A 25,295-nucleotide genomic window follows, 5' to 3' on the forward strand; every position below is an offset into this window, starting at 1 on the left:
GAAGGGGGCGTTTCTGCTTTGGAATTGCCAAAACACCGCGCACCAAACTCAATACCTGCCAAGTTACCCGGCAAACGTCGTATCCGGTGAGTCTGCTTTGCACCTTATCAGCCAAGACAGCCCAGAGCTCGACTGCGGGGGCTTAAGGTCGCCAGGGCGCCAAGCCATCCAGAATTCAGGGCAACAGAATTCGGGGCAAGTGAAGGGACAGAGCAGAGGGGGCTTGGCGGCAAGGTTGCCCGCACGCATATGCTCGGGCCGTGGCCCTGTATGCGCGCAGCCAGAAGGCGCTAGGTAGCCTGCCCCATGTCTGCCTCGGTGCCGTGCACAAATACCTTCAGCTCACCCGCTCCGAACGCTTTCCAGCCCTCGTTGGTCGTCAGTGGCTCTGTTGCCACCAATTGCACCCTGTCTGAGGGGGTGGTGAGTGGCGCAAAATCAATGCAGAGGTCTTCATCGGACAGTTGGGCTACAGCAAAAGGATGCCGGCGTTCGAGGTGATAAAGGTGGGTTGAAGCGTGGGCCCACAGTGCTTCCCCATTGGACAGTAAGAAATTGAACGTTCCATGCTTTGCAATGTGTGGAGCAAGTTCGCGCAGCGTGTGTGTGAGTTCTTCAATGCTGGGCATTCCGGCATGCGATTTTGCAAGTTCTTGCAGGAGCCAACAAAATGCGTGCTCGCTGTCAGTAGTGCCTACCGGGTGAAAATGCGCATGCAATCTGGGGCGAAATTCTTTCAGATCGCCGTTGTGTGCAAAAACCCAGTAGCGTCCCCACAGTTCGCGCACGAAAGGGTGGCAGTTTTGCAGGCTCACAGGGCCTTGCGTGGCCTTGCGGATATGGGCAATCACATTAAAGCTCTTGATGGGATAGCCCCGGATCAGCTCGGCAATCGGCGAGTTCGCCGCGGGTTGATGGTCAACGAAGTGGCGCAAACCGCGGTCTTCAAAGAAAGCGATGCCCCATCCATCGGCGTGATCGGCGGTGTTGCCGCCCCGTTGGGCAAACCCCCGAAAGCTGAACGTAATGTCCGTGGGGGTATTGCTGTTCATACCAAGCAGCTGGCACATAAATAAATCCGTTGGTGTGGAGACTGAAGAAATTGGCGCTACGGTGCGTCGGTCTGTGCAGGTGCACCCCGCAACTGCCAGGCAGCAATGAGGGCGAGCAGGCAGAGCCCTGCCAGCATCAGAAAGGTTTCGCCAAATGCTGCGATGCGTGCGGCGCTGGTGGCGGCGGTCGCCAAGGAATCGCCATGCACGCCCAAACGCCATTCCAGCACGATTCCGCAAAGGCTCACGCCCGCAGCGCCCCCCAGCATGCGCACAAAGCCAATGACACTGGATCCCTGGGATATGAGTGTTTTGTCCAGGGGGCGCATGGCGCCCAGGTTGAGTGAAGGCAGGATAAAGCCCAGGCCGATGCGGCCCAGCACGGCAAACAGCACCAGCATCCAAAGTGCCGACTGCAGGCCCACCAGCATCATCAGTGCAAACGAAGCGCCCAGCAGCGCCAGGCCTGTGCTGACCAGCCAGTGGGTGGGAACCCGGTCAGCCAGTCGGCCGACCAAAGGAATGGTCATCGCAAGCACGATCCCGGAAGGCAGCATGATGGTGCCTACGTGGGAGGCCGACAGCTGCAACCCCAGTTGCATGAAGACTGGCAGCAGATAGGTGGAACCGAACAGTGCGGTGCCGTAGATGAAGGCCACCACGCTGCCCATGGCGAATTGTCGGTAGCTAAAGACGCGCAGGTCCATGAGCGGCTGGAGGCCGCGCCTTGATACGCGACGCTGCCACCAAAGAAACAGCACAAAAAACAGAATTGCGCCACTCATCAAAAGGGCGGCCTGGGCGTAGGGCCCGCTGTGCATTGCCACCAGGCCGTTCAGCAGGCACAGCGTACCCAGCGTGCCCAGCATCAAGCCGCGCCAGTCCAGTGGCTCACCCCGGCGATCCGCAGGCACGCCACCGGGTGCGGTAGTGGGTACGAACTTATAGGCTAGGGCAATCGATGCAAGGCAAAACGGCACGACCATGAAGAAGATGGATCGCCAGCCAAACCAGTCGACCAGCAGCCCGCCCACGCTGGGTCCGATAGCGGGAGCCAGCACCACCCCCATCCCGAAAATGCCGCTGGCGCGTCCCTGCTCGTGGGGTTTGAACGCATACAAAATGATCACGGCGGGAATGGGCTGCACCACCCCGGCCGCCAGACCCTCGGCGACACGTGCGGCCAGCACCAGACCGAAATGCCCGGAGAGCCCACCCGCGATGCCCCCTGCCAGCAGCAGAACCATGGCACCCACATAGGTGGCGCGGTAGCCATAGCGTGACAGCAGCCACGGCGTGGTCAGCATTGACACGGTGGTAGCCACCATGAAGCCCGACGTGACCCACTGGGCACGTTCCTGGCCGAGCATGAAGTAATGGCTCATGTCCGGGATCGCCACGTTGACGATCGTGGACGACATGATGGACGCCATGGTGCCCACCATGACGGAAAGCAGCAGCAGCCAGCGGTAACGATCGCCGTAGCGCTCGCGCAGCACGGTGATCGAGCCGGGCGGCTGTGTCATGGTGCCGCGCTCAGGAACGTTCGGTCCAGAGCCTGCCGCCGGTGGCCCAGTTTTCGCGCTTCACATCGGTGATGAGGATGTCCACCATCTCGGGCGTACCTCCTAGCACCTCGACCGACACGCGGGTGATTTCTTCGACAAGTTTTTTCTTCTGTTCGACCGTGCGGCCTTCAATCATTTCGACGCGGTAGGTCGGCATGGGGGGGGACTCCTGGGCAAAAATCAATCATAAATGCGCGGTCTGCGGCCCGGGCGTGGTCATGTCGGCGGGGTCGGGGGTGCGGGCGCACACCGGGCAGATGCAGCGCTGGCCGCGCTCCTGCTCTGGCAGGCGGCTCAGTGCAGCCCTGGACACCGTAACCTGCAGGCACCAGCAGTCCTGCGGGTCGGCACCCGAGGCCATGGCGCATTCGTTGGGCTGGCCGCAGGCGGGGCAGGCGTTCGGGGGGGAAGAGGGCGAGGGGTTCATGAAAAGAGGGGCAGCGCGAACTTGGAGTGTAGGCCAAGGCCCGACGCAACGGCACCCGAAGCTGTTGTTGAATTTTAGATAAAAACAGGCTACAAGGCTTATAAATAAAGCGCAAGCAGCTATTTAATCAATAGCAGATGATGAAGCACCCCTCATCCCCGCAGCGGCAGCAGTGCGCCGACCGCGCGGGTCGATGGCGATCGAAGGAGGCACCCCGTGCGGAGGGGGGGTGGAACCGCAGCAAACGCCTGACTGCAGCCTTTCGTGCAGGGAATTCCCCAGCGGTTGGACTGTTTTTTGTGCCCGAAGTCCGGCGCACCGACTGTACATTCACCGGTCACGCCGTTGATGTGCGCCCTGTCCGCCCTCCCGCGTCCACCAGCGGGACCGTCGCAGTCGCCCGGCAACGCAGAGGCGCAAAGTTCACCAGACAGTCAACCCGCCTGCGCACGATGGTGAGCACCGCTTGCCGCAGCGATGAGAGCGATGCGCACCATCGCACCCGGCGGCAAAGCCGGGGGTAAAGACAACCAAAGGGAGAGCCGTGCTGTTACTCATCGTTTTGCTTCCGCTTTTCCTGGGCACCGCTGCCACGTTGTGGCTGGGTTCGCGGTCGCGCTGGCTCACTGCGCTGACGGCCGGGGCTGTGACGGCGGCGAGTCTGGGCCTGCTGCTGGGCCACGCGCCAGCGGTGATGGCGGGCGAGGTCATCCTGAACGCCTGGGACTGGGTGCCCGAGATCGGCCTGAACCTCACCTTCCGGCTGGACGGCCTGTCGATGATGTTTGCCGGGCTGATCCTGTTCATCGGGTTGATGATCGTCATCTACGCGCACTACTACCTGAGCCCCAAGGATTCGGCGGGCAAGTTCTACAGCGAGATGATGCTGTTCATGGCCGCCATGCTGGGTGTGGTGCTGTCAGACAACCTGTTGCTGCTGGTGGTGTTCTGGGAACTCACCAGCCTGTCTTCGTTCCTGCTGGTGGGCTACTGGAGCCACCGGGCCGACGCGCGCGCCGGTGCCCGCCAGGCACTGGCCGTGACCGGCGGCGGCGGGCTGGCCATGCTCGGGGGCTTTGTGCTGCTGGGCCAGATCGCAGGCACCTACGAACTCAGCGCCATGCTGGGCAAGGTGGCCGCCATCCAGGCCGACCCGCTGTTTGTGCCCGCGTTGTTGCTGATCCTGATCGGCGTCTTCACCAAGAGCGCGCAGTTTCCGTTCCATTTCTGGCTGCCCGACGCCATGGCCGCCCCCACGCCAGTGTCGGCCTACCTGCACTCGGCCACCATGGTGAAGGCCGGCGTTTTCCTGCTCATGCGCATGTACCCGGTGCTGGCGGGCTCGGGCTGGTTTGAAGTGATCGTGACCACCGTGGGCCTGGTCACGGTGCTGTTTGCGGCCTTCATCGCCATCTTCAAGCACGACCTCAAGGGGCTGCTGGCGTACTCCACCGTGAGCCACCTGGGCCTCATCACCTTCCTGGTGGGGCTGGGCTCGCCGCTGGCTGCGGTGGCGGCGGTGTTCCACGTGCTGAACCACGCCACGTTCAAGGCCTCGCTGTTCATGATCGCAGGCATCGTGGACCACGAAACCCACAGCCGCGACATGCGCAAGCTGGGCGGCCTGTGGGCGCTGATGCCCTGGACGGCCACTTTGTCCATGGTGGCGGCTGCGTCCATGGCCGGTGTGCCGCTGACCAACGGCTTTTTGTCCAAAGAGATGTTCTTCACCGAAGCGGTGGTGGGCACCACCGGTGTGTGGGCCTGGCTGGTGCCGGCGGCGGTGACGCTGGCCGGCATTTGCAGCGTGGCGTATTCGCTGCGCTTTGTGCACGACACGTATTTCAACGGGCCGCTGGGCGATGTGCCCAACACCCACCCGCACGAGCCCCCGCTGGGCATGAAGCTGCCCGCCATGCTGCTGGTGGCGATGTGCATCGCGGTCGGCCTGCTGCCCGCCATCACCTTCGGCCCGCTGGTGGACGTGGCGGCCACGGCCCTGGCCGGCAAGCCATTGCCCGCGTACCACCTGGCCCTCTGGCACGGGTTCAACCTGCCGCTGCTCATGAGCGCCATCGCCCTGGTGGCGGGGGTGGGCCTGTACCTGCTGTTGGCAGCCCACAAGCGGCTGCACCGCATCGAGTCCGAGGCCTGGTTTGGCGCGGCCACCGGGCGCCAGATCTTCGACCGCCTGATCGACGGGCTGTTCGGCCTGGCGGGGCGCATCTCGGAGCGGCTGGAAAGCGGCTCGCTGCAGCATTACCTGGCCTGGACGCTGGGCGCCGCCATTGCCGTGGTGGCGGTGACCGTGCTGGGCAGTGGCAGCCCCATGGGCACCGGGCCGCGTGAGCTGTTGCCGGCTTCGCCGCTGGCCATTGCCATCTGGCTGTTGCTGGCTGGCACCACATTGACGCTGGTGGCGACGCACCACCAGCGGTTCCAGTCGGTGGTGCTGGTGGGCGTGGTGGGGCTGGTCACGTCGCTGACCTTTGTCAGCCTGTCTGCACCCGACCTGGCGCTGACCCAGTTGTCGGTGGAGGTGGTGTCCACCGTGCTGCTGCTCATGGGCCTGGCCTTGCTGCCCCAGCACTCGCCGCGCGAGTCCGGCAGCCTGCGCCGCGTGCGCGACGGCGCACTGGCGCTGGCCGGGGGTGCGGGCATGTCGTGGCTGGCCTGGGTGCTGCTCACCCGCGACCACGACTCCATCTCATGGTATTTCCTGGACAAATCCCTGCCAGCGGGCGGGGGCACCAATGTGGTCAATGTGATCCTGGTGGACTTCCGGGGCTACGACACCTTTGGTGAGATCACCGTGCTGGGCATTGCTGCCATTGGCGTGCTGGCGCTGATGGAAGGCATGCGCACGCGCCGCCCCACGGCCGACACCGAGGGCCGCAACTGGACCTTTGCCGAGCAACCCCTGCTGCTGCGCGTGGCGGCGGCGGTGGTGCTGCCGGTGGCGCTGGTGTTCACGCTCTACATCTTCATGCGCGGCCACAACCTGCCGGGCGGCGGCTTCATTGCCGGCCTGATCACGGCCGTGGCGCTGGTGCTGCAGTTCATGTCGATGGGACAGGTCAAGGCCGAATTGCTGCTGCGCGGCCAGGGCGGGCGCCGCTTCGTGAAATGGATCGGTGCCGGTCTGGGCATTGCCGGACTCACCGGCGTGGGCGCGTTCGTGTTCGGCCGCCCCTTCCTGACCAGCGCCCATGGCCACCCCCATGTGCCCCTGCTGGGCGAGCTGCCGCTGGCTTCGGCTGCGCTGTTTGACCTGGGCGTCTACCTTGTGGTGGTGGGCGCCACGCTGCTGACCATCTCGGTGCTGGGCACCGTGAGCCGCGAGAGCCCGCAACCCGCCGCCCCGCGGCCACCGGAGCCTGCTGCATGAACGCCGCAGGCCCCCGTCACCCCTCGCCCGCCGTGCGACACACCAAGGAACCCACATGAGCATGGAATTTTTGCTGGCCACCGGCATCGGCTTTGTCACTGCCTGCGCCATTTACCTGATGCTGCGCGGGCGCACCTTTCCCGTGGTGCTGGGCCTGTCGCTGCTGGGCTATGCGGTGAACGTGTTCATTTTTGCCATGGGCCGCCTGTGGTCCAACGCCCAGCCCATCCTGGTGGGTGATGGCCCCGTGGCCGACCCCCTGCCCCAGGCGCTGGTGCTCACCGCCATCGTGATCGGCTTTGCCACCACCGGCTTTGTGATCGAGCTGGCCCTGCGCAGCCGCCATGAGAGCGGCAGCGACCACGTGGACGGGCACGAGCCCGGCCACGCCCCGGGTTACCGCAGCGCCGCACAGGCACCTGCGGGCAAGAGTGGAGGTCCGGCCTGATGTGGGATGTGATCTCTGCTTTCTGGCTGCAGCACGCCCCGGTGCTGTCGGTGCTGTTGCCGGTATTCACGGCCGTGGGCCTGTTGCTGATCGGTGATTCGGCCAGCTCCGGTGGCACCGGTGCGGACGGCCGCCAGCGCTGGGGCGCACGGCTGTCCATGGCGTCGGTGTTGCTGGGCCTGTTCATGGCCGTTCAGCTGGTGCGCCACGCCAGTGGCGGCGAGCTGCTGGTGTACCAGCTGGGCGAATGGCCCGCGCCGTTTGGCATCGTGCTGGTGCTTGACCGCCTGTCGGCCCTTATGGTGCTGCTGACCTACCTGGTGGCGGTGCCGGTGCTCTGGTATGCCACCGGCGGCTGGGACACCCGGGGCCGCCACTTTCATGCCCTGTTCCAGTTCCAGCTGATGGGCCTGTGCGGCGCCTTCCTGACCGGCGACCTGTTCAACCTGTTCGTGTTCTTCGAGGTGCTGCTGATCGCCTCGTATGTGCTGCTGGTGCACGGCCAGGGCCGCGAGCGGTTTCGCATGGGCGTGCACTATGTGGTGCTCAACCTCGCGGCCTCGGGGCTGTTCCTGATCGGGCTGGCGCTGGTGTACGCCGTCACCGGCACGCTCAACATGACCGACGTGGCCCTGCGCGTGGGCCAGCTCACGGGCGACAGCGCCGTGCTGGCGCGGGCAGCGGCTTTGGTGCTGCTGGTGGTGTTTGGCCTGAAGGCGGCACTGGTGCCGCTGTACTTCTGGCTGCCGGGCACCTACGCGTCGGCCAGCGCGCCGGTGGCCGCGCTGTTTGCCATCATGACCAAGGTGGGCGTGTACAGCATCATCCGCGTGCACTGGGGCATTTTTGGCGCCGAGGCCGGTGAGGCCGCCTTTGCGGCCCAGGCCTGGCTGCTGCCGCTGGCCCTGACCACCAGCGTGCTCGGCGTGCTGGGTGCGCTGGCCGCGCACAGCATGGGCCGGCTGGTGGCCTACCTCACCGTGTCGTCGGTGGGCACCATTCTGACGGGCGTGGGGCTGTACTCCCCTGACACCCTGTCGGCTTCGCTGTACTACACGCTGCACAGCACGGTGGTGATTGCGGGCCTGTTCCTGCTGGTCGAGCTGATGGCCGCCCAGCGCGGTGAGGCACTGGACAAACTGCGGCCTGCTGCGGCGGTGCGCGAGCCGGTGCTGCTGGGCTTGATGATGATTTTTGGCGCGGCCTCGGCCGCTGGCCTGCCCCCCCTGCCGGGCTTTCTGGGCAAGCTGATGATTCTGGAGAGCTCGTCGGGCCTGCCCGCCCAGGCCTGGGTCTGGGCGGTGGTGCTCAGCGTGGGCTTCTTCACCATCGTGGGCCTGGCACGCGCCGGGGTCATCGTGTTCTGGCACATCCAGCCCGACGAAGGCCGGGGCGAGCCCACCTCGGGCTCCAGCGTCAAGCTGCTGTCGGCCGTGTGGTCCTTCATGGCGCTGACGCTGGCCATGGCAGTGCTGGCGTCCCCCGTGAAGCGCTACACCGACGCCACTGCCCGGCAGCTGGCCCACCAGGCCGCCTACGCCCGCGCCGTGCTGGGCATGACCGGCGCCCCCACCACCCGGCCCTATCACGGCCAACGCACACCGGCCGCCGCCCCACCCGAGGAGATCCGATGAACCCCAGCACCTCGCCCCCCGCCAATCCGGCGCGCAAGCCGGGCTGGCTCAGCCATCCGCTGCTGTCCCTGCTGCTGGGCGCCAGCTGGCTCGCGCTTTCGCACAGCCTGGAGCCCGTGCACCTCCTGTCGGCGCTGCTGATCGCCCTGATCGTGCCGCGCCTGCTGCACCCGTTTCTGGGCGAACACTCCAGCATCCACTGGGGGGCCGCCGTGCGGCTGACCGCCGTGGTGCTCAAGGACATTGTGCTGGCCAACATCACCGTGGCCCGGCTGGTGCTGGGCCCCCTGCCGCGCATGCAGCCCGCCTGGCTACCCGTGCCGCTGGCCTGCGACCACCCGCGCGTGAATGCCTTGTTTGCCACCATCATCACCACCACACCGGGCACGGTGTCGTGCGTGGTGGACGAGCAGCGCCATCTCATCCTGGTGCATGCACTGACCTGCGACGACGCGCAGGCCATGATCGACGACATGAAGACGCGCTACGAAGCGCCTTTGCTCCAGATTTTTCGCCAGCAGCCGCGCGATGCCGCGCCGGGCGCTGGCACCAACGCCGGGAGAGCCCCATGAACGCACTCGACATCGCATTGAACATCGGCGTGGCTGCCGTGACGGTGGCCGTGGTGCTGTGTGCCTGGCGCCTGCTGCGCGGGCCCGAAATGACCGACCGCCTGCTGGCACTGGACACGCTCTACATGAATGCCGTGGCGCTGATCGTGCTGCTGGGCATCCGCTGGAACACCGCGCTGCTGTTCGAGGCCGCCCTGCTGGTGGCCATGCTGGGCTTTGCCTCCACCGTGGCGCTGGCGCGCTACCTGAGCCGCGGCGACGTGGTGGAATGAAGGAGTAACCATGCACCCTCTGATCGAATGGTCTGCTGCCGCGCTGATCGTGATCGCGGCCTTCTTCCTGCTGGTGGGCGCCATTGGCCTGGCCCGCCTGCCCGACTTTTTCATGCGCCTGCATGCACCCACCAAGGCATCCACGCTGGGTGTGGGCGGCGTGCTGATTGCATCGATGCTGGTGGCATTCAGCCAGGGCCGCCCCGGCATTGCCGAGCTGCTGATCACGCTGTTTGTGTTCGTCACGGCGCCGGTGTCGGCCAACCTCATGGCCCAGGCGGCGCTGCACCTTCGGCTGGCATCGCGGGCGCCCGTGCCCGACGACGCGGTGCCCGAGCGCCGCCAGGGCTGAGCGCCATGAACAACGGCACCCGAAGGTGCCGTTGTTCATCAAAACAGCCTTCAGCCTTTGTCCATAAAGCGCTGAGAGCTATTAACTCAATAGCAATCGATCACGCCGACGCCTTGAGCTTCAGGCGCCAGGCGTGCAGCAGGGGTTCGGTGTAACCGCTGGGCTGCTCCACGCCCTTGAACACCAGATCGCAGGCGGCCTGGTAGGCCATGGATTCGGCAAAGCGGCCGTGCATGCGCTGGTAGAGCGGGTCGCCGCTGTTTTGCTGGTCCACCTTGGCGGCCATGCGCTCGAAGGTGGCGCGCACGCGGCCTTCGCTCACCACGCCATGCAGCAGCCAGTTGGCCATGTGCTGGCTGCTGATGCGCAGCGTGGCACGGTCTTCCATCAGGCCGATGTCGTTGATGTCGGGCACCTTGGAGCAGCCCACGCCCTGGTCCACCCAGCGCACCACGTAGCCCAGAATGCCCTGGGCGTTGTTGTCCAGCTCCTGCTGGATCTCCTCGTCGCTCCAGTTCGGGTTGGCCGAGACGGGAATGGTCAGCAGGCCGGTCAGCAGGTCATCGCGCAGGGCATTGGCGTCGGTCTTTTCCAGCTCGATCTGGATGTCGCTCACCTTGACCTGGTGGTAGTGCAGGGCGTGCAGCGTGGCGCCCGTGGGGCTGGGCACCCAGGCGGTGTTGGCTCCGGCCTTGGGGTGGGCGATTTTCTGCTTGAGCATCTCGGCCATCAGGTCGGGCATGGCCCACATGCCCTTGCCAATCTGGGCCTTGCCGCGCAGGCCGCACGACAGGCCCACCAGCACGTTGCTCTTTTCGTAGGCCTGGATCCAGGCGCTGCTCTTCATGTCGCCCTTGCGGATCATGGGGCCGGCGTGCATGGCGGTGTGCATTTCGTCGCCCGTGCGGTCCAGGAAGCCGGTGTTGATGAAGGCCACGCGGCTCGATGCCGCAGCGATGCAGGCCTTGAGGTTGACGGAAGTGCGGCGCTCTTCGTCCATGATGCCCAGCTTGACGGTGCTGTCCGGCAGGCCCAGCAGCTTTTCGACGCGGCCGAACAGCTCGGCGGCAAAGCCCACCTCGGCGGGGCCGTGCATCTTGGGCTTGACGATGTACACCGAGCCCTTGCGCGAGTTGCGGACGCCATTGGCGCCGTGGCCTTGCAGGTCGTGCAGCGCGATGGCCGTGGTCACCACGGCATCCATGATGCCTTCGGGGATCTCGCGTTGCTGGCCCTGGGCGTCCGTCCAGAGGATGGCCGGATTGGTCATCAGGTGGCCCACGTTGCGCAGGAACATGAGCGAGCGGCCATGCAGGCGCACTTCGCCCGCGCCGCTGGGTGCGGTGTAGAGGCGGTCGGGGTTCAGGCCGCGCGTGAGCTGCTTGCCGCCCTTGTAGAACGATTCGGTCAGCGTGCCCTGGAGGATGCCCAGCCAGTTGCTGTAACCCAGCACCTTGTCTTCGGCGTCCACGGCGGCCACCGAGTCTTCGAGGTCGAGGATGGTGGACAGGGCGGCTTCCAGCACCAGGTCGCTCACGCCAGCGGCATCGGTCTGGCCGATGGGGGTGCTGCGGTCGATCTGGATATCAAGATGCAAGCCGTTGTGCTGCAGCAGCACCGACGAAGGCGCAGCGGCGTTGCCCTGGTAGCCGGTGAACTGGGCGGGGTTCTTCAGGCCCGAGGTGCTGCCATTCTTCAGGGCCACCACCAGCTGGCCGGCTTCCACGCGGTAGCCGGTGGCGTCCTTGTGCGAACCGGTTGCCAGCGGCGTGCTCTGGTCAAGCACGTTGCGGGCGAACTCGATCACCTTGGCGCCGCGCACCGGGTTGTAGCCCTTGCCCTTTTCGGCGCCATCGGTCTCGGGGATGGCATCCGTGCCGTACAGCGCGTCGTACAGGCTGCCCCAGCGGGCGTTGGCTGCGTTCAGGGCATAGCGCGCATTCAGGATGGGCACCACCAGCTGGGGGCCCGCCTGGACGGCGAGCTCGTCGTCCACATTGGACGTGGTGACCTGCACGTCGACGGGCTGGGGGACCAGGTAGCCGATGGTTTCAAGAAACTTGCGGTAGGCCGCCATGTCGGTGATCGGGCCGGGGTGGGCCTTGTGCCAGGTATCCAGCTCGGTCTGCAGGAGGTCACGCTCGGCCAGCAAGGCGATGTTGCGGGGGGCGAGATCGGCCACGATGGCGTCAAAGCCCTTCCAGAAGGCGCTGCTCTGCACGCCGGTGCCGGGCAAGACCTTGTCTTCCACGAAGCGGAACAGGGAGGTGGCCACTTGCAGGCCGTGAACAGAGGTGCGTGTGGTCATGGTGCGATGCCTAACGAATGAAAAATGAAGGAAGAACCAGCCAGCGGGACCGCCGGTGCGGGACATGGACAGACTGTATTGCAATTGTTTGGTGGCATAAACCCCCTGAATATCTTGAAACCAATGACTTTTAAGCAAAAGTGGATCAATAACATGCTATATATTTAATAGCTATCAGCGCTTGTTATATATGGGCTAAATGCTATTTTTATTCATATTCTGCTGCGGGACTCTGCCCCGCTGCCTTGCGCATGTTTGTCTCCATAATCAGCGCCCATGGACAAACTCAAGGCCTTCGAATCCTTTGTGTCAGTGGCCACGCGCGGCAGTCTCACCGCTGCGGCCAAGGCCGAAGGCGTGGCGCCCGCCATCATGGGGCGGCGGCTGGATGCCCTGGAAGAGCACCTGGGCGTGAAGCTGCTGGTGCGCACCACGCGGCGCATCAGCCTCACGCACGAGGGCAGTGCATTCCTGGAGGACTGCCAGCGCCTGCTGTCCGACGTGGCCAACGCCGAAGCCAGCGTGTCGGAAGGCGGCGTCAAGGCCACGGGGCACTTGCGCATCACCGCGCCCGCAGGGTTTGGCCGCCGCCATGTGGCGCCGCTGGTGCCGCGTTTTCGGCTGGCGCACCCCGATGTGACGATCTCGCTCAACCTCAGCGACCGCGTGGTGGACCTGGCCGGCGAGGGCTTTGACTGCGCCGTGCGCGTGGGCGATCTGCCCGATTCGTCGCTGGTAAGCGTGCGCATTGCCGACAACCGCCGCCTGTGCGTGGCCACGCCCGCCTACCTGCAACGCCATGGGGTACCGCGCCACCCCAGCGAGCTGTCGGGCCATGACTGCCTCACGCTGTCGAGTGAAGCCTCGCAGACGCGCGGCTGGGCCTTTCGCATGCCGTCCCCGGACGGTGGTAGCGAGGTGGTACACCTCAAGCCCGGCGGGCCACTCGATTGTTCAGACGGCCAGGTGCTGCACGACTGGTGCCTGGCGGGCTACGGCATGGCATGGCGCAGCACCTGGGAGGTGGAGGCGGAAATCGCCGCCGGCCGGCTGGTGGAAGTGCTGGAGGAATATGCCGCACCGCCCAACGGCATCTACGTGGTGTTCCCCCAGCGCAAGCACATGCCGCTGCGGGTGCGCCTGTGGATTGACTTCCTCAAGCACAATTACAGCCAACCCGGTTTCTGGACCGCCGCATGACCCGCACCGCGGGGCGTTGCGAACCGCTCCCTGCCGCCGCAATTCACAAGGATCTGCAATGACTCTCGAAGCCGTATTGGCCAGCCTGCATCTGGTGGCCATCCTGACCCTGGTGGTCTTCATGTCGAGCCAGGCGGCGCTGTGCCGCATCGAATGGCTCAATGCCGCCGTGGTGGAGCGGCTGGTGCGCCTGGACGTGATCTACAACGTGACGGCGCTCGTGCTGCTGCTCACGGGCCTGGCGCGCGTGGTGTGGGGCATCAAGGGCATGTCCTGGTATGTCTCGCAGCCCCTGTTCCATGTGAAGGTCACGCTGTTCGTGGTGATGGTGCTGCTTTCCATCTGGCCCACGCTGTCGTTCCGGCGCTGGCGCAGCCAGCTGCGTGCCACCGGCGCGCTGCCGCAGGCCCGCGAGGTGGGGCGGGTGCGACGGCTGGTCATGGTGCAGTCGCACATCCTGCCCGTGGTTGCCGTCATTGCCCTGTTCTGGGCACGTGGCTGGTAGGCAGGCCCCGCAGTGGGTAGCGCTTTCTGCCCGATTGCGCCCCGTAACGGCCTGGCCCACCGCGCCGATGGCACATGCGGGCAGGCGTTTGTCGCTTCAAAGCCCTCGGCCGCGCAGCCGCCTGGCACCTGCCCCGTAAAATCGCCCGATGCTCTCTGTCAAACAAGATCTGCTGGCCGCGCTCGCGGCCGAGCTGGAAACCCTCACCCCCGGCGCGGGCGCCAAGGCCGCATTTGAATCGCCCAAGGTGGCCTCCCATGGAGACTTCGCCTGCACCGCGGCCATGCAGCTGGCCAAGCCACTCAAGCTCAATCCCCGCCAGGTGGCAGAGGGCCTGCGCACCGCCCTGCTTGCCACGCCGGTTTACCAGCGCTGGGTTGCCGACATCGACATCGCGGGCCCCGGCTTCATCAACATTCGCCTGAAACCGGCGGCCAAGCAGGAAATCGTGCGCGAGGTGCTGGCTGCCGGGGAGCGCTTCGGTTTCCAGGGCCCGCGCAATGCGCGCGTGCTGGTCGAATTCGTCTCTGCCAACCCCACCGGGCCGCTGCACGTCGGCCATGGCCGCCAGGCGGCCATTGGTGACGCCATCAGCAACCTGTTCGCCACGCAGGGCTGGAGCGTGCACCGCGAGTTCTATTACAACGACGCAGGCGTGCAGATTCAGACCCTGGCCCACAGCACCCAGCTGCGCGCCAAGGGCTTCAAACCCGGCGACGAATGCTGGCCCATCGACCCGGAAAACCCGGCGAGCAAGGCCTTCTACAACGGCGACTACATCGCCGACATTGCCGAGGCCTTCAAGGCCAAGGCCACCGTCAAGGCCGACGACCGTGAGTTCACCGCCAACGGCGACGTGGAGGACTACGACAACATCCGCCAGTTTGCCGTGGCCTACCTGCGCAACGAGCAGGACAAGGACCTGCAAGCCTTCAATCTGCACTTTGACGAGTACTACCTCGAATCCAGCCTGTACACCAGCGGCCGTGTCGAAGCCACTGTCAACAAGCTCGTTGCCAACGGCAAGACCTACGAGCAGGACGGCGCGCTGTGGCTCAAGTCCACCGACTACGGTGACGACAAGGACCGCGTCATGCGCAAGGGCGACGGCAGCTACACCTATTTCGTGCCCGACGTGGCGTACCACATCACCAAGTGGGAGCGCGGTTTCACGAAGGTCGTCAACATCCAGGGCACCGACCACCACGGCACCATCGCGCGCGTGCGCGCCGGGCTGCAGGCGGCCGATGTGGGCATTCCCCAGGGCTACCCCGACTACGTGCTGCACACCATGGTGCGCGTGGTCAAGGGCGGTGAAGAGGTTAAGATCAGCAAACGCGCGGGCAGCTACGTCACGCTGCGCGACCTGATCGAGTGGACCAGCAAGGACGCCGTGCGTTTCTTTCTGCTCAGCCGCAAGCCTGACACCGAATACACCTTTGACGTCGATCTGGCCGTGGCGCAGAACAACGACAACCCCGTGTATTACGTGCAGTACGCCCACGCGCGCATATGCTCGGTGCTGCGGGCCTGGCAGGAGGCTGGAGGCAGCGATGTGGCTTCGCTCAAGGATGTGGATTTGTCGGCGCTCGAAGGACCGCAGGCCCAGGCACTGATGCTGCAGCTGGCCAAATACCCCGAAATGCTGACCGCCGCTGCCGACGGCGAGGCGCCGCACGACGTCACCTTCTACCTGCGCGACCTGGCCGCCAGTTACCACAGCTACTACGATGCAGAGCGCATCCTGGTGGAGGATGAAACCGTCAAGCGCGCCCGCCTGGCACTGGTCGCTGCCACTGCGCAGGTGTTGCACAATGGCCTGGCCGTGCTGGGCGTATCGGCTCCAGCCAGAATGTAAGCAGTTACTACCATGAAGAAAAAACAGACGGGTGGCACCATCATCGGCTTTATTTTCGGAGTCCTTGTGGGCCTGGGTGCCGCACTGGTCGTGGCCGTGTATGTGACCAAGGTGCCCGTGCCATTCCTCAACAAGGGGGGTGTGCGGGGCGTGGACCAGGACGCGGCTGAAGCGCAAAAAAACAAGAACTGGGACCCGAACTCGCTGCTCACCGGCAAGGGCTCTGCACAAAGCCCTGCGCGCGGGCCCACACCGGCGGCCCCGGCCAGCGCTAACGGCGCTAACGGCACGGCTCCAGCCGCCGAGGTCACCGCTGCGCGGACCCCCGCTAGCAAGCCCGCAACGGCCGATGCCAAGTCCGCAGCAAAGGCCGACACCAAACCCGCCGCCTCGGCAGACCCGCTGGGCGATCTGGCCAAGGCCAAGTCGGCGGCGGTGGATCCGTTTGATTATTTCGTGCAGGCCGGAGCGTTCCCCAACCAGGCGGGGGCCGATGCCCAGCGCGCCAAGCTGGCCATGCTGGGATGGGAAGCCCGCGTGAGCGAGCGTGAGCAGAATGGCCGCACCGTGTACCGTGTGCGCGTGGGTCCTTTTTCCAAGCGCGACGACGCCGAGCAGCTCAAGGAAAAGCTGGAAGGCGCGGGCGTAGAGTCCGCGATGGTGCGCGTGCAGCGCTAAAGCAGCAAAGCCCATCAGCATTGTCTGAACTTTTTCATGGGGGGAGTGCTCACACCCCCAGACCCGAACAAGGAGTGTCCCTGTCATGAAACGCCGCGAGTTTTCCCTGTCCACCGCTTCGGTGGTTGCCGCTTCCGCCCTGACTTTGCCGCTGGCCACGCCGGCCATGGCACAGGCGCGCCAGTTCAAGGAGGGCAAGGATTACACCAGGCTCGCCAAGCCGCTGACGCCCGATGCGCCTGCTGGCAAGGTGGATGTGATCGAGTTTTTCTGGTACAGCTGCTCGCACTGCAACGCATTCGAGCCAGCGCTGGAGTCCTGGATCAAGGCCGCTCCCAAGGATCTGAGCATCCGTCGCATCCCGGTGGCGTTCAATGCCAGCTTCGTGCCACAGCAAAAGCTGTATTTCACGCTGGAAGGCATGGGCAAGCTCGATACCGTGCATGGCAAGGTATTCCGCGCCATCCACGTTGAAAAGCAAAAGCTGGCCAAGGACGATGAAATCTTCGCCTGGGTGGCCCAGCAGGGGGTGGACATCGCCAAGTTCAAGGAGATGTACAGCTCTTTCACGGTGGCCAGCCAGGTGCGTCGTGCCACGGCGTTGCAAGAGGGCTACGGCGTAGAAGGCGTGCCGTCGATGGGCGTTGCCGGCCGGTTCTATACCGATGGCACCATGGCTGGCAGCATGCAGACCGTGCTGCAGGTGGTGGAGCATCTGGCGGGCGTGACACGCAAGGGCTGATTGCGCAACCCGCTCCCGAGAAGCCCGCGCCAGCGGGCTTTTTTATGGGCGACGGCACCGGTGCATGGCTACAATGAGTGCAAGATTCGTGCCTCATGAAAAAAAGCCTCCTCCCGATCCTGCTGCTGACCGCCCTTGCCTGCGCCCCTGGCGTGGGCCAGGCCGAAAAGGCCGACCGCAACAAACCCATGAACATCGAGGCCGATGCGTTGCGCCACGATGAACTCAAGCAAACCAGCGTCTTCACGGGCCGGGTGGTCATGACCAAGGGCTCCATCGTGCTGCGCGGGGCGCGGCTGGATGTGCGCCAGGATGCCGACGGCTACCAGTACGGCGTTGTGACGGCCGAGCCTGGCAAGCGCGCATTCTTCCGGCAAAAGCGCGACACCGTGGCGGGCGCACCCGACGAGTTCATCGAAGGCGAGAGCGAAGTCATCGAGTACGACGGCAAGGCCGACAACGTGCGCTTCATCACCCGCGCCGAGATGCGCCGCTACCGCGAATCCGTGGTGACCGACGAGCTTTCGGGCGCCGTCATTGTGTACAACAACCTCACCGACGTTTTCACGGTGGATGGCCAGAAAAAGGCGGCCGCCAGCGGGGCGGGCGATGCGCCTGCTGCGGGCGGGCGGGTGCGTGCCGTGCTGTCACCCAAAGAGCAGCCTTCCGGCGCTGCCGCTCCGGCCAATGCCGCAAGCGGGCCGGTGCTGCGTCCCAGCAACTCCCTCGGCGGCGCAAGCAAGTGAGTACCGCAACCGTGGCGGGAGGCCCTGACACCCAGGCCGGCAGCCGTCTGGAAGTCTCGCACCTCGAAAAATCCTACGGCAGCCGCAAGGTTGTCAAGGATGTGTCGCTGGTTGTGCAAAAAGGCGAGGTGGTGGGTTTGCTCGGGCCCAATGGCGCGGGCAAGACCACGTCGTTTTACATGATCGTGGGCCTGGTGCGCTGCGACGGGGGGGATATCCGCATCGATGGCCATTCGGTGGCCGACATGCCCATCCACCGGCGCTCGCGCCTGGGGCTGTCTTACCTGCCGCAAGAGGCATCGATCTTTCGCAAGCTCAACGTCGAAGAGAACGTGCGCGCCGTGCTGGAGCTGCAGCGGGGCGATGACGGCAAGCCGCTGGGCCGGGCGCAAATCGAAGAGCGCCTCACGTCCTTGCTGCAGGAGCTGCGCGTGGACCATCTGCGTGCGTCGCCGGCCCTCGCCCTGTCGGGCGGCGAGCGCCGCCGGGTCGAGATCGCTCGCGCCCTGGCCACCCAGCCGCGCTTCATCCTGCTCGATGAGCCCTTTGCCGGCATCGACCCCATCGCGGTGATCGAGATCCAGCGCATCATCGGTTTTCTCAAGGCGTGCGGCATCGGCGTGCTGATCACCGACCACAACGTGCGCGAAACCCTGGGCATCTGCGACCACGCCTTCATCATTAGCGACGGCCGCGTCCTGGCCCAGGGCACCCCGTCTGAAATCGTCGACAACGCCGAGGTGCGTCGGGTGTACCTGGGTGAACATTTCAGGATGTGATGAAACCTGGTCTTTCGCTGCGCGTCTCGCAGCACCTGTCGCTTACGCCGCAGTTGCAGCAATCCATCCGGCTGTTGCAGCTGTCCACGCTCGAACTCTCGCAGGAAGTCGAGCAGATGCTCGACGAGAACCCGTTTCTCGAGCGCACGCCCGAAGAAGCCCCACGCGAAGAGTTTGGTCTTGAAGCGGCCGACACCCCCGCGCAGACCGACGACTACAGCGCCGATGATGCTATATTTTCAGGAGCTACCAGCGCAAGCAGCACAAGCGCTGAAGGCCAAAATGATGCTGAAACGCCCAGCGCCAGCGTGGACGAGCCCGACTGGAGCGGTGACGGCACGGTGGAAATGGCACCCAACGACGCCGAGTGGGGCGGCGACGCACCGGCCCGCAACCGCAACGACTCCGAGGGCGACGAGGCCGATGCCACCGAGCTGGCCCGCTCGCACGAGTCACTCACGTCCTTCCTGCACCGCCAGGCCCTGGCGCTGCGCCTGTCCGAGATCGACCGCGCCGCGCTGCGCTTTCTGATCGAATCGCTCAACGACGACGGCTACCTTGAAGAGCCACTCGAAGAGCTGGCCACGGGACTGGCTGGCGAGGGCAACCTGGAGCAGATCGACGAGCTGGTGCACCGCTTCACCGTGGCGCAGCGCCTGCTGCAAAGCCTGGAGCCGGTGGGCGTGGGCGCGCGCAACCTGGCCGAGTGCCTCACGCTGCAACTCAAGGCCCTGGCCGCCGACGAAGACAGCGCGATCGACCCCGACGCCGTGCAGACCGCGCTGCGCATCTGCCAGCAGCCGCTGGAGATGCTGGCCCGCCGCGACATCCGCCGGCTGACGCAGCTGTGCGGCGATGGCGAGGAGCGCACGCGCGCCGCCATGGCGCTGATCGCCCGCCTGGAGCCGCGCCCCGGCCGCCGCTTTGCCGATGTAGAGCGCAACATCATCGTGCCCGATGTGATCGTGCGCAAAGCCGGGCGCGAAGGCTCGCAGCGGGGCCGCGATGGCCAGCACAACTTCATCGTCAGCCTCAACCCCGATGTGATGCCCCGCCTGCGCGTGCACGACATCTACGCGGGCGCCCTGCGCGGGCACAAGGGCGGCGAGGGCCACCAGGGCATGCAGCAGCGCCTGCAGGAGGCGCGCTGGTTCATCAAGAACATCCAGCAGCGCTTTGACACCATCCTGCGCGTCTCGCGCGCCATCGTCGAGCGGCAAAAAAACTTCTTCACCCACGGCGAGCTGGCCATGCGCCCGCTGGTGCTGCGCGACATTGCCGACGAGCTGGGCCTGCACGAGTCCACCATCAGCCGCGTGACCACCGCTAAATACATGGCCACGCCGATCGGCACCTACGAGCTGAAATACTTCTTTGGTTCGGGCCTGGGCACCGAGACCGGCGGCAACGCATCGAGCACGGCGGTGCGCGCGCTCATCAAGCAGTTCGTTGCCGCCGAAAACCCCGCCAAACCCTTGTCCGACAGCCAGATTGCCGAGATGCTCAAGGAGCAGGGCATCGAGTGCGCGCGCCGCACCGTGGCCAAATACCGCGAGGCGCTCAAAATCGCGCCGGCCAACCTGCGCAAGGCGCTGTAGACGTTTTTGCCCGCCGAGCGCGTGGGTTGTGCGTCTGTCAGCTGCCGTTTGTCATCCCTTTGTTCTGTTTTTTATTTGTCTCTCACGCCATGGCCCGCATCGTTTTCGATCTTCCTGCCCACTTTGTCTTTTCGACCGAGATGCAGATCTACATCAGCCATGTGAACCAGGGCGGGCATCTGGACAATGCCCAACTGCTCAGCCTGGTGTCCGAGGCGCGCGTGCGCTTTTTCCAGGCGCAGGGCTATCCCGAGGCGGATGTGGGTGGCCTGGCCATCGTGGTGGGCGACATCGTGGCGCAGTACAAGTCCGAGGGCTTTCATGGCGAGACCATGCGTGTGGAGATGACTCCCGCCGATTTCAACCCCTACGGCTTTGACCTGGTGTTTCGCATGACCGAAAAATCGCAGGGCCGCGAAGTGGCACGCGGCAAGACCGGTATCGTCTTCATCAACAAGTCCGATCGCAAGGTGGCGCTGCTGCCCGCACACATCCGCGCGCTGCTCAGCCGCCCACCTGTTTTTGCCGCCCAGCCATAGGCGCGTATCCTTTTGCCCTGTCTATGAACCAACTCCAACTTTTCCTGCCGTGCGCCGCTGGTGTCGAGAGCTATCTGGCCGACGAAGTGCACGCCATCACCGGCCTCACGGGGCAAGACCTGCTCACGGGGCGGGGCGGCGTGCTGCTGCGGGCCTCGTGGCGCGATGCGCTGCTGCTCAACCTGCACAGCCGCTTGGCCCAGCGCGTGCTGGTGCAGCTGGCACACCGCCCCTACCGCTCTGAAAACGACCTGTATGCCGCTGCCAGCGATGTGGCCTGGGAAATCTGGTTCACCACGCGCCAGACCTTCAAGGTCGAGGTGACGGCCCAGCACAGCCCGCTGCAGAGCCTCAATTTCGCGGGCCTCAAGGTCAAGGATGCCGTGGCCGACCGCTTTCGCGCCAAGAGCGGCGTGCGCCCCGACGTGAACACGCAGTGGCCCGATGTGCGCATCCACCTGCACCTGACCACCGACGAAGCCACGATCTACATCGACACCAGTGGCGAGCCGCTGTTCAAGCGCGGCTGGCGCGAGGACAAGGGCGACGCCCCGCTGAAGGAAACCCTCGCCGCCGCCATGATCGCTGCGAGCGGCTGGGACCCGTTGGGTGACAACCCGGTGCCGCTGTACGACCCCTGCTGCGGCAGCGGCACCATCGCCATCGAGGCCGCGCAGATCGCCTGCCGCATCCCGGCCGGCATGCTGCGCCGTTTTGCGTTCGAGAAACTGCTGCCGTTCCAGGTACATGTCTGGAGTGCTATTAAAAACGAAGCTGAAGGCGCAATACAGACAAGCGCTGTACCCATATTTGGCAGTGATGTGGCCCACCGCATGGTCGATTTTGCCCAGCGCAATGCCGAGCGCGCGGGCGTGGCCGATGCCGTGCAGCTGCGCGGCGGCGATGCCCTGCAGCGCATGCCGCCTTGCGAGCAGCCGGGTGTGATGCTGCTCAACCCACCCTATGGCGAGCGCATCGCCGCTGCCGGAACGGCGGGCCGCAACGCCAGCGAGCGCGCCGCCGACCGCGCCCAGGGCCTGGCCGTGGGCCGCGAAGAAGCGCACACCGACGATGGTGGCGAGTTCTTCAGCCAGCTGGCCGCGCACTGGAAAAAGAACTACGCCGGCTGGCAGGCCTGGATGCTCACGCCCGACCTCAAGCTGCCCGGCAAGATGCGCCTGAAGGAATCGCGCCGCGTGCCGATGTGGAACGGCCCTATCGAATGCCGCCTGTTCCGCTTCGACATGGTCAAGGGCTCGGTGCGTACGCCGCGCGACGCAGCCGCACCGACCGCCCCTACACCCAAGGCACATGGCGGCTAAGCCCCCGCGCTGCGTGCTGCCGCTGCCCGAGCACGGCCACGCCGGCGCCGATGCGCGCGCGCTGGTGCTGGACACCAACATCGTGCTCGACCTGCTGGTGTTTGCCGACCCGGCCGTGGCGCCCGTGCGCACCCTGCTCCAGGCCCAGCGGCTGTGCTGGGTGGCCACACCGCCCATGCGCGACGAGCTCGCGCGCGTGCTGGCCTATCCGCAGATTGCGCCGCGGCTGGCGTTTTATGGGCTGACCGCTGGTGAGCTGCTGGAGTCCTACGAAGCCCAGGTGCGCTGGGTGGATGTGGCGCCGCGCGTGTCGGCCGTGTGCAAGGATGCCGACGACCAGCATTTCATCGACCTGGCCGTAGCCCACCGCGCCATCCTGCTCAGCAAGGACAAGGCGGTTCTTTGCATGCAAAAAAGGCTGCTAGCCCTTGGTGCGCAAGCGGCAACAGCTATAGTTTTTGAGGCAGATGGGTGGGCCGGGGTGTCGCCGGTGGGCGCAGCCACCACGCCCTTGGCCGTGCTGGCGGCTTGACTTTTTGCCTTGGCGGGCGGCTACACTGGCCGCCTTTGCAAGGGGCCGTGGGCAGCATCCAAGCCCAACGGCCCCGCTGACTGGAGCCCCGCTATGAACACCCCCCACCAAGAACCCTCGGACGCCGCCGCAGCATCCGCATCTGCCGCACCGGCCCTGGGCCCCGACGAACTCGACGAGATCGACACGCTGCTGGACGACCTGCGCACGCGGGGCGAAGAGATTCCGCAGTGGGAGTTTTGCGATGGTTTCCTCACGGCGCTGATCTGCAGCCGCCGCCCCATCCCGCCATCGGAATACCTGCCCATGCTGCTGGGCGATGGCGCAGCGATCGATCTGGCCGAAGACGAGCCGCTGCCGCTGCTGCCGGCGTTTGCCGATGCCGCCCAGCAGGCGCGGTTCATGGAGCTGTGGATGCTGCGCTGGAACGAGGTCGAGGCGCAGCTCGACGCCCCGGTCGAAAAGCTGGACGACGACCGCACCTTTCAGCCCGAAGCCATGGACATGCGCGGCGCCGTGGCCAGCCTGCCTGAAGACCAGCGCGCCGAAATGGCCGGGCAGGAAATCCCCTCGTTTGGCCAGGTGTGGGCACTGGGCTTCATGTTTGCCGTGGAAAACTGGCCCGAGGACTGGGCCGCCCCACGCGACAAGGAAGCCGCCAAGTGGCTTGACGATGCCCTGGACAGCATCGTCGCCCTGACCGAGGACGACACCGGCAAGCCCGAGGTCTGCATGTTCAGCGAAGACGGCCCACCCAGCACCAGCCAGGCGCGCGTGGAAGCCTTCGGCGAAGCCATCTGGGCCGTGTACGACCTGCGCCAGCTGTGGAAAAGCCTGGGCCCGCGCATCGAAACCGTGCGCAAGCTGGCCGAACCTGGTCGCAATGAGCCTTGCTGGTGCGGCAGCGGCAAGAAGTTCAAGAAGTGCCACGGCGCGTGAATACGTGCTCCTGAAAAAGGAGCTGCTAGCGCTTTCCAGGCAAGGGCTGGAGGCTTATTTGGCTTGAATTCCGACGGAAGGCGCGCGGGCCGCTACGCCAGCAGCGCCTGCAGCCGCGCCAGCGCATGGCGCACCGTGGCAGCGCGCACGGCGGCGCGGTCGCCCGCAAAGTGCTGCACCTGGCTGTGCGTTTGCCCGGCCACGCACCAGCCAAACCACACCATGCCCACGGGCTTGTCGGCACTGCCGCCCGTGGGGCCAGCGACACCGGTGACGGCCACGGCCACCTGGGCGTGCGCGTGCGCCACCGCGCCTTCTGCCATGGCGCGTGCCACGGGCTCGCTGACGGCGCCGTGCTGCGCAATCAGCGCGGCGGGCACGCCCAGCAGCTCGGTCTTGGCAGCGTTGGAATAGGTGACGAAGCCGCGCTCGAACCACTGGCTGGAGCCTGCCAGGTCGGTGCAGGCGGCGGCGATCATGCCGCCAGTGCAGCTTTCGGCGGTGGCCAGCATCCAGCCGCGCGTGAGCAGTTGGGCAGAAATTTGAATCAAAATAGCCTCTAGCCCTTTACCATCAAGCGCCAGCAGCTCTTCTTTTGATAGTGATGTGGCGGTCACCAGAAGAACCTCCACACCGCAATGACCAGCAGTGTGCAAAACGCCGCCACAAAGTCGTCGAACAAAATGCCCCAGCCGCCGCGCCAGCCAAAGCCCTTGAACAGCTGGTCGGCCCAGCCCACGGGCCCGGGCTTGGCGGCATCAAAGTAGCGAAACAGGGCAAACGCCACGGCCTGGCCCCACAACCCCATGGGCATGGCCAGCCACAGCACCAGCCAGAAGGCCACGACCTCGTCCCAGACGATGCTGCCGGGGTCGGACACGCCCATGTGCCGCGCGGTGATGGTGCAGGCCCACCAGCCCACCACCGTGCCCGCGCCGATCAGCAGGCCCATTTGCTGCGGGTCCAGCCAGTGCTGCAGCACCAGAAACGCCAGCCAGGCCCACAGGGTGCCCACGGTGCCCGGCGCCTTGGGGCTCAGGCCCGCGCCAAAGCCCAGTGCAAGGCAGTGCGCCGGGTGTTGCAGCATGAAAGCGGCAGTGGGCCGACGCGGCGGTGGCGGTGTGCCGGGGGCGCGCGGCGTGGCATCGGTCACATCGACCGTGTCGCGGGGGGCGCCAGATGGGGTGGGAATCACGCGGGAACCTCGGGGGGTGCATCAGAAGGGGGAATGCTAGCAGCCGCGTTTGCCCCGGCGGCGGGCGCAACGGCACAACCTCCGCGCCGGCTGCACGCTCAGGCCGGGGCGCCGGGCTGCGTGTTGGCGGGCGCGGCTGCAGGCAGGCGCACCAGCAGCACCGGCACGGGGGAGGTGCGCGCAATTTGCTCGGCATCGCTGCCCAGGAACATGCGCGCCAGGCCTCGCCGCCCCTGGGTGCCCAGCACGATCAGGCGGGCGCCCCATTGCCGGGCTTCGTCGATCACCAGCGGTGCCACCTGGGCGTCCAGGTTTTCCAGCAGCCGGATTTCGGCCTGGATGCCCTGCGCGGTGAGCTGATCGCAGGCCTTGCGCAGCATGGTCTCGGCCCCCTTCATGGCGGCGGGGAGAAAGTCGCTTTGGTAGACCTCTGGGCGCACAAAGCCGACTGCGTGTGTCAGGGGGTCGATGATGTGCAGCAGCCGCACCTGCGCACCCATTTTCAGCGCCAGGCCGGCGGCTTCTTACAGGCTTGTTCGGAGGTGGGGCTGCCGTCAAAGGGAACCAGGATTTTTTCGTACATGAGGGGCCTTTTGCAAAGATGGGCAAATAGGGGCAAAAACAGGTGAAAGCGGATGAAC

The 25,295-nt window shown here is 65.6% G+C and carries 26 protein-coding genes; 18 read left to right on the plus strand and 8 right to left on the minus strand.

Annotation, left to right across the window (positions count from 1 at the left end; genetic code table 11):
- Positions 1-290: 290 nt before the first annotated feature.
- Genes B7Y64_RS07410 through B7Y64_RS07425 form a run of 4 tightly spaced genes read right to left on the minus strand, consistent with a single transcriptional unit; the run spans position 291 to position 3,047 of the window.
- Complete coding sequence (locus B7Y64_RS07410; RefSeq protein WP_111866388.1) at positions 291-1,070, minus strand: class II glutamine amidotransferase; 780 nt, start codon at positions 1,068-1,070, stop codon at positions 291-293.
- A gap of 38 nt (positions 1,071-1,108) precedes the next feature.
- The gene (locus B7Y64_RS07415) at positions 1,109-2,578 is read right to left on the minus strand and encodes an MFS transporter (RefSeq protein WP_291326876.1); all 1,470 of its coding nucleotides are present in this window, start codon (positions 2,576-2,578) and stop codon (positions 1,109-1,111) included.
- A 10-nt stretch (positions 2,579-2,588) separates the two neighbouring features.
- Positions 2,589-2,777, minus strand: a complete 189-nt coding sequence (locus B7Y64_RS07420) for a 4-oxalocrotonate tautomerase (protein WP_291326874.1) — start codon at positions 2,775-2,777, stop codon at positions 2,589-2,591.
- Positions 2,778-2,804: 27 nt separating this feature from the next.
- Complete coding sequence (locus B7Y64_RS07425; RefSeq protein ID WP_111866383.1) at positions 2,805-3,047, minus strand: cysteine-rich CWC family protein; 243 nt, start codon at positions 3,045-3,047, stop codon at positions 2,805-2,807.
- A 544-nt stretch (positions 3,048-3,591) separates the two neighbouring features.
- On the opposite strand from B7Y64_RS07425, the gene B7Y64_RS07430 reads away from it, so the two are divergent.
- The 6 genes from B7Y64_RS07430 to B7Y64_RS07455 all read left to right on the plus strand — a co-directional run bounded on the left by B7Y64_RS07430 (position 3,592) and on the right by B7Y64_RS07455 (position 9,713).
- Positions 3,592-6,435: a monovalent cation/H+ antiporter subunit A gene (locus tag B7Y64_RS07430; RefSeq protein ID WP_291326872.1), complete on the plus strand. Its 2,844-nt coding sequence runs from the start codon at positions 3,592-3,594 to the stop codon at positions 6,433-6,435.
- Positions 6,436-6,496: 61 nt separating this feature from the next.
- Positions 6,497-6,883: a Na+/H+ antiporter subunit C gene (locus tag B7Y64_RS07435; RefSeq protein ID WP_291326880.1), complete on the plus strand. Its 387-nt coding sequence runs from the start codon at positions 6,497-6,499 to the stop codon at positions 6,881-6,883.
- Complete coding sequence (locus tag B7Y64_RS07440) at positions 6,883-8,517, plus strand: monovalent cation/H+ antiporter subunit D (RefSeq protein ID WP_291326870.1); 1,635 nt, start codon at positions 6,883-6,885, stop codon at positions 8,515-8,517. The genes B7Y64_RS07435 and B7Y64_RS07440 overlap by 1 nt, the downstream gene beginning before the upstream one ends.
- Positions 8,514-9,089 (plus strand): Na+/H+ antiporter subunit E, encoded by a 576-nt coding sequence (locus B7Y64_RS07445; protein WP_291326868.1) that lies wholly within the window; start codon positions 8,514-8,516, stop codon positions 9,087-9,089. The genes B7Y64_RS07440 and B7Y64_RS07445 overlap by 4 nt, the downstream gene beginning before the upstream one ends.
- Positions 9,086-9,361: a K+/H+ antiporter subunit F gene (locus B7Y64_RS07450; protein WP_111866376.1), complete on the plus strand. Its 276-nt coding sequence runs from the start codon at positions 9,086-9,088 to the stop codon at positions 9,359-9,361. The genes B7Y64_RS07445 and B7Y64_RS07450 overlap by 4 nt, the downstream gene beginning before the upstream one ends.
- Positions 9,362-9,371: 10 nt before the next feature.
- A complete protein-coding gene (locus B7Y64_RS07455; protein ID WP_114656257.1) occupies positions 9,372-9,713 on the plus strand; it encodes a Na+/H+ antiporter subunit G in 342 nt (113 codons plus the stop codon).
- Positions 9,714-9,813: 100 nt separating this feature from the next.
- Here B7Y64_RS07455 and B7Y64_RS07460 read toward each other — a convergent pair whose 3' ends face one another.
- Positions 9,814-12,021, minus strand: coding sequence for a malate synthase G (locus B7Y64_RS07460; RefSeq protein ID WP_291328605.1), 2,208 nt, complete (start codon positions 12,019-12,021; stop codon positions 9,814-9,816).
- A gap of 276 nt (positions 12,022-12,297) precedes the next feature.
- On the opposite strand from B7Y64_RS07460, the gene B7Y64_RS07465 reads away from it, so the two are divergent.
- The 12 genes from B7Y64_RS07465 to B7Y64_RS07520 all read left to right on the plus strand — a co-directional run bounded on the left by B7Y64_RS07465 (position 12,298) and on the right by B7Y64_RS07520 (position 23,459).
- Complete coding sequence (locus B7Y64_RS07465; protein WP_291326864.1) at positions 12,298-13,221, plus strand: LysR family transcriptional regulator; 924 nt, start codon at positions 12,298-12,300, stop codon at positions 13,219-13,221.
- A gap of 58 nt (positions 13,222-13,279) precedes the next feature.
- Positions 13,280-13,726, plus strand: coding sequence for a DUF2214 family protein (locus B7Y64_RS07470; protein ID WP_291326862.1), 447 nt, complete (start codon positions 13,280-13,282; stop codon positions 13,724-13,726).
- Positions 13,727-13,874: 148 nt separating this feature from the next.
- Positions 13,875-15,584 carry an arginine--tRNA ligase gene (gene argS / locus B7Y64_RS07475; RefSeq protein ID WP_291326860.1) on the plus strand — a complete coding sequence of 570 codons (1,710 nt, stop codon included), beginning with the start codon at positions 13,875-13,877 and terminating at the stop codon, positions 15,582-15,584.
- Between the two features lie 12 nt (positions 15,585-15,596).
- Entirely contained in the window at positions 15,597-16,262 is a 666-nt protein-coding gene (locus B7Y64_RS07480) for an SPOR domain-containing protein (RefSeq protein ID WP_291326858.1), read from the plus strand.
- Between the two features lie 85 nt (positions 16,263-16,347).
- Positions 16,348-17,004, plus strand: coding sequence for a thiol:disulfide interchange protein DsbA/DsbL (locus B7Y64_RS07485; RefSeq protein ID WP_291326856.1), 657 nt, complete (start codon positions 16,348-16,350; stop codon positions 17,002-17,004).
- 95 nt (positions 17,005-17,099) lie between these two features.
- On the plus strand, positions 17,100-17,750 hold the full coding sequence (lptA, locus tag B7Y64_RS07490; RefSeq protein WP_024813267.1) for a lipopolysaccharide transport periplasmic protein LptA: 651 nt from the start codon (positions 17,100-17,102) through the stop codon (positions 17,748-17,750).
- Positions 17,747-18,529 carry an LPS export ABC transporter ATP-binding protein gene (gene lptB / locus B7Y64_RS07495; RefSeq protein ID WP_291326854.1) on the plus strand — a complete coding sequence of 261 codons (783 nt, stop codon included), beginning with the start codon at positions 17,747-17,749 and terminating at the stop codon, positions 18,527-18,529. The genes lptA and lptB overlap by 4 nt, the downstream gene beginning before the upstream one ends.
- A complete protein-coding gene (locus B7Y64_RS07500; RefSeq protein WP_291328607.1) occupies positions 18,529-20,127 on the plus strand; it encodes an RNA polymerase factor sigma-54 in 1,599 nt (532 codons plus the stop codon). The genes lptB and B7Y64_RS07500 overlap by 1 nt, the downstream gene beginning before the upstream one ends.
- An 89-nt stretch (positions 20,128-20,216) precedes the next feature.
- Positions 20,217-20,666 carry a thioesterase family protein gene (locus B7Y64_RS07505; protein ID WP_114656249.1) on the plus strand — a complete coding sequence of 150 codons (450 nt, stop codon included), beginning with the start codon at positions 20,217-20,219 and terminating at the stop codon, positions 20,664-20,666.
- 23 nt (positions 20,667-20,689) lie between these two features.
- The gene (locus tag B7Y64_RS07510) at positions 20,690-21,988 is read left to right on the plus strand and encodes a THUMP domain-containing protein (RefSeq protein ID WP_291326852.1); all 1,299 of its coding nucleotides are present in this window, start codon (positions 20,690-20,692) and stop codon (positions 21,986-21,988) included.
- Positions 21,978-22,520, plus strand: coding sequence for a putative toxin-antitoxin system toxin component, PIN family (locus B7Y64_RS07515; protein ID WP_291328609.1), 543 nt, complete (start codon positions 21,978-21,980; stop codon positions 22,518-22,520). The genes B7Y64_RS07510 and B7Y64_RS07515 overlap by 11 nt, the downstream gene beginning before the upstream one ends.
- Before the next feature lie 93 nt (positions 22,521-22,613).
- On the plus strand, positions 22,614-23,459 hold the full coding sequence (locus B7Y64_RS07520; protein WP_291326850.1) for a UPF0149 family protein: 846 nt from the start codon (positions 22,614-22,616) through the stop codon (positions 23,457-23,459).
- Between the two features lie 92 nt (positions 23,460-23,551).
- Here B7Y64_RS07520 and B7Y64_RS07525 read toward each other — a convergent pair whose 3' ends face one another.
- The 3 genes from B7Y64_RS07525 to B7Y64_RS07535 all read right to left on the minus strand — a co-directional run bounded on the left by B7Y64_RS07525 (position 23,552) and on the right by B7Y64_RS07535 (position 25,154).
- Positions 23,552-23,971, minus strand: coding sequence for a CinA family protein (locus tag B7Y64_RS07525; protein WP_291326878.1), 420 nt, complete (start codon positions 23,969-23,971; stop codon positions 23,552-23,554).
- A 101-nt stretch (positions 23,972-24,072) separates the two neighbouring features.
- A complete protein-coding gene (locus tag B7Y64_RS07530; RefSeq protein WP_111866409.1) occupies positions 24,073-24,546 on the minus strand; it encodes a phosphatidylglycerophosphatase A in 474 nt (157 codons plus the stop codon).
- Between the two features lie 206 nt (positions 24,547-24,752).
- A complete protein-coding gene (locus tag B7Y64_RS07535; protein WP_291326848.1) occupies positions 24,753-25,154 on the minus strand; it encodes a universal stress protein in 402 nt (133 codons plus the stop codon).
- Positions 25,155-25,295: the final 141 nt, after the last annotated feature.

Origin of the sequence: Acidovorax sp. 35-64-16 (genome assembly GCF_002281195.1) — a bacterium.
Lineage (GTDB): Bacteria > Pseudomonadota > Gammaproteobacteria > Burkholderiales > Burkholderiaceae_C > Acidovorax > Acidovorax defluvii.

Excerpts from the sequence above, each read along its gene's own strand:
- B7Y64_RS07410 (WP_111866388.1), bottom strand. The coding sequence starts at position 1,070 with ATGTGCCAGCTGCTTGGTATGAACAGCAATACCCCCACGGACATTACG.
- B7Y64_RS07415 (WP_291326876.1), bottom strand. The coding sequence starts at position 2,578 with ATGACACAGCCGCCCGGCTCGATCACCGTGCTGCGCGAGCGCTACGGC.
- B7Y64_RS07420 (WP_291326874.1), bottom strand. The coding sequence starts at position 2,777 with ATGCCGACCTACCGCGTCGAAATGATTGAAGGCCGCACGGTCGAACAG.
- B7Y64_RS07425 (WP_111866383.1), bottom strand. The coding sequence starts at position 3,047 with ATGAACCCCTCGCCCTCTTCCCCCCCGAACGCCTGCCCCGCCTGCGGC.
- B7Y64_RS07435 (WP_291326880.1), top strand. The coding sequence starts at position 6,497 with ATGGAATTTTTGCTGGCCACCGGCATCGGCTTTGTCACTGCCTGCGCC.
- B7Y64_RS07440 (WP_291326870.1), top strand. The coding sequence starts at position 6,883 with ATGTGGGATGTGATCTCTGCTTTCTGGCTGCAGCACGCCCCGGTGCTG.
- B7Y64_RS07445 (WP_291326868.1), top strand. The coding sequence starts at position 8,514 with ATGAACCCCAGCACCTCGCCCCCCGCCAATCCGGCGCGCAAGCCGGGC.
- B7Y64_RS07450 (WP_111866376.1), top strand. The coding sequence starts at position 9,086 with ATGAACGCACTCGACATCGCATTGAACATCGGCGTGGCTGCCGTGACG.
- B7Y64_RS07455 (WP_114656257.1), top strand. The coding sequence starts at position 9,372 with ATGCACCCTCTGATCGAATGGTCTGCTGCCGCGCTGATCGTGATCGCG.
- B7Y64_RS07460 (WP_291328605.1), bottom strand. The coding sequence starts at position 12,021 with ATGACCACACGCACCTCTGTTCACGGCCTGCAAGTGGCCACCTCCCTG.
- B7Y64_RS07465 (WP_291326864.1), top strand. The coding sequence starts at position 12,298 with ATGGACAAACTCAAGGCCTTCGAATCCTTTGTGTCAGTGGCCACGCGC.
- B7Y64_RS07470 (WP_291326862.1), top strand. The coding sequence starts at position 13,280 with ATGACTCTCGAAGCCGTATTGGCCAGCCTGCATCTGGTGGCCATCCTG.
- argS (WP_291326860.1), top strand. The coding sequence starts at position 13,875 with ATGCTCTCTGTCAAACAAGATCTGCTGGCCGCGCTCGCGGCCGAGCTG.
- B7Y64_RS07480 (WP_291326858.1), top strand. The coding sequence starts at position 15,597 with ATGAAGAAAAAACAGACGGGTGGCACCATCATCGGCTTTATTTTCGGA.
- B7Y64_RS07485 (WP_291326856.1), top strand. The coding sequence starts at position 16,348 with ATGAAACGCCGCGAGTTTTCCCTGTCCACCGCTTCGGTGGTTGCCGCT.
- lptA (WP_024813267.1), top strand. The coding sequence starts at position 17,100 with ATGAAAAAAAGCCTCCTCCCGATCCTGCTGCTGACCGCCCTTGCCTGC.
- B7Y64_RS07500 (WP_291328607.1), top strand. The coding sequence starts at position 18,529 with ATGAAACCTGGTCTTTCGCTGCGCGTCTCGCAGCACCTGTCGCTTACG.
- B7Y64_RS07505 (WP_114656249.1), top strand. The coding sequence starts at position 20,217 with ATGGCCCGCATCGTTTTCGATCTTCCTGCCCACTTTGTCTTTTCGACC.
- B7Y64_RS07510 (WP_291326852.1), top strand. The coding sequence starts at position 20,690 with ATGAACCAACTCCAACTTTTCCTGCCGTGCGCCGCTGGTGTCGAGAGC.
- B7Y64_RS07515 (WP_291328609.1), top strand. The coding sequence starts at position 21,978 with ATGGCGGCTAAGCCCCCGCGCTGCGTGCTGCCGCTGCCCGAGCACGGC.
- B7Y64_RS07520 (WP_291326850.1), top strand. The coding sequence starts at position 22,614 with ATGAACACCCCCCACCAAGAACCCTCGGACGCCGCCGCAGCATCCGCA.
- B7Y64_RS07525 (WP_291326878.1), bottom strand. The coding sequence starts at position 23,971 with ATGCTGGCCACCGCCGAAAGCTGCACTGGCGGCATGATCGCCGCCGCC.
- B7Y64_RS07530 (WP_111866409.1), bottom strand. The coding sequence starts at position 24,546 with ATGCTGCAACACCCGGCGCACTGCCTTGCACTGGGCTTTGGCGCGGGC.
- B7Y64_RS07535 (WP_291326848.1), bottom strand. The coding sequence starts at position 25,154 with ATGGGTGCGCAGGTGCGGCTGCTGCACATCATCGACCCCCTGACACAC.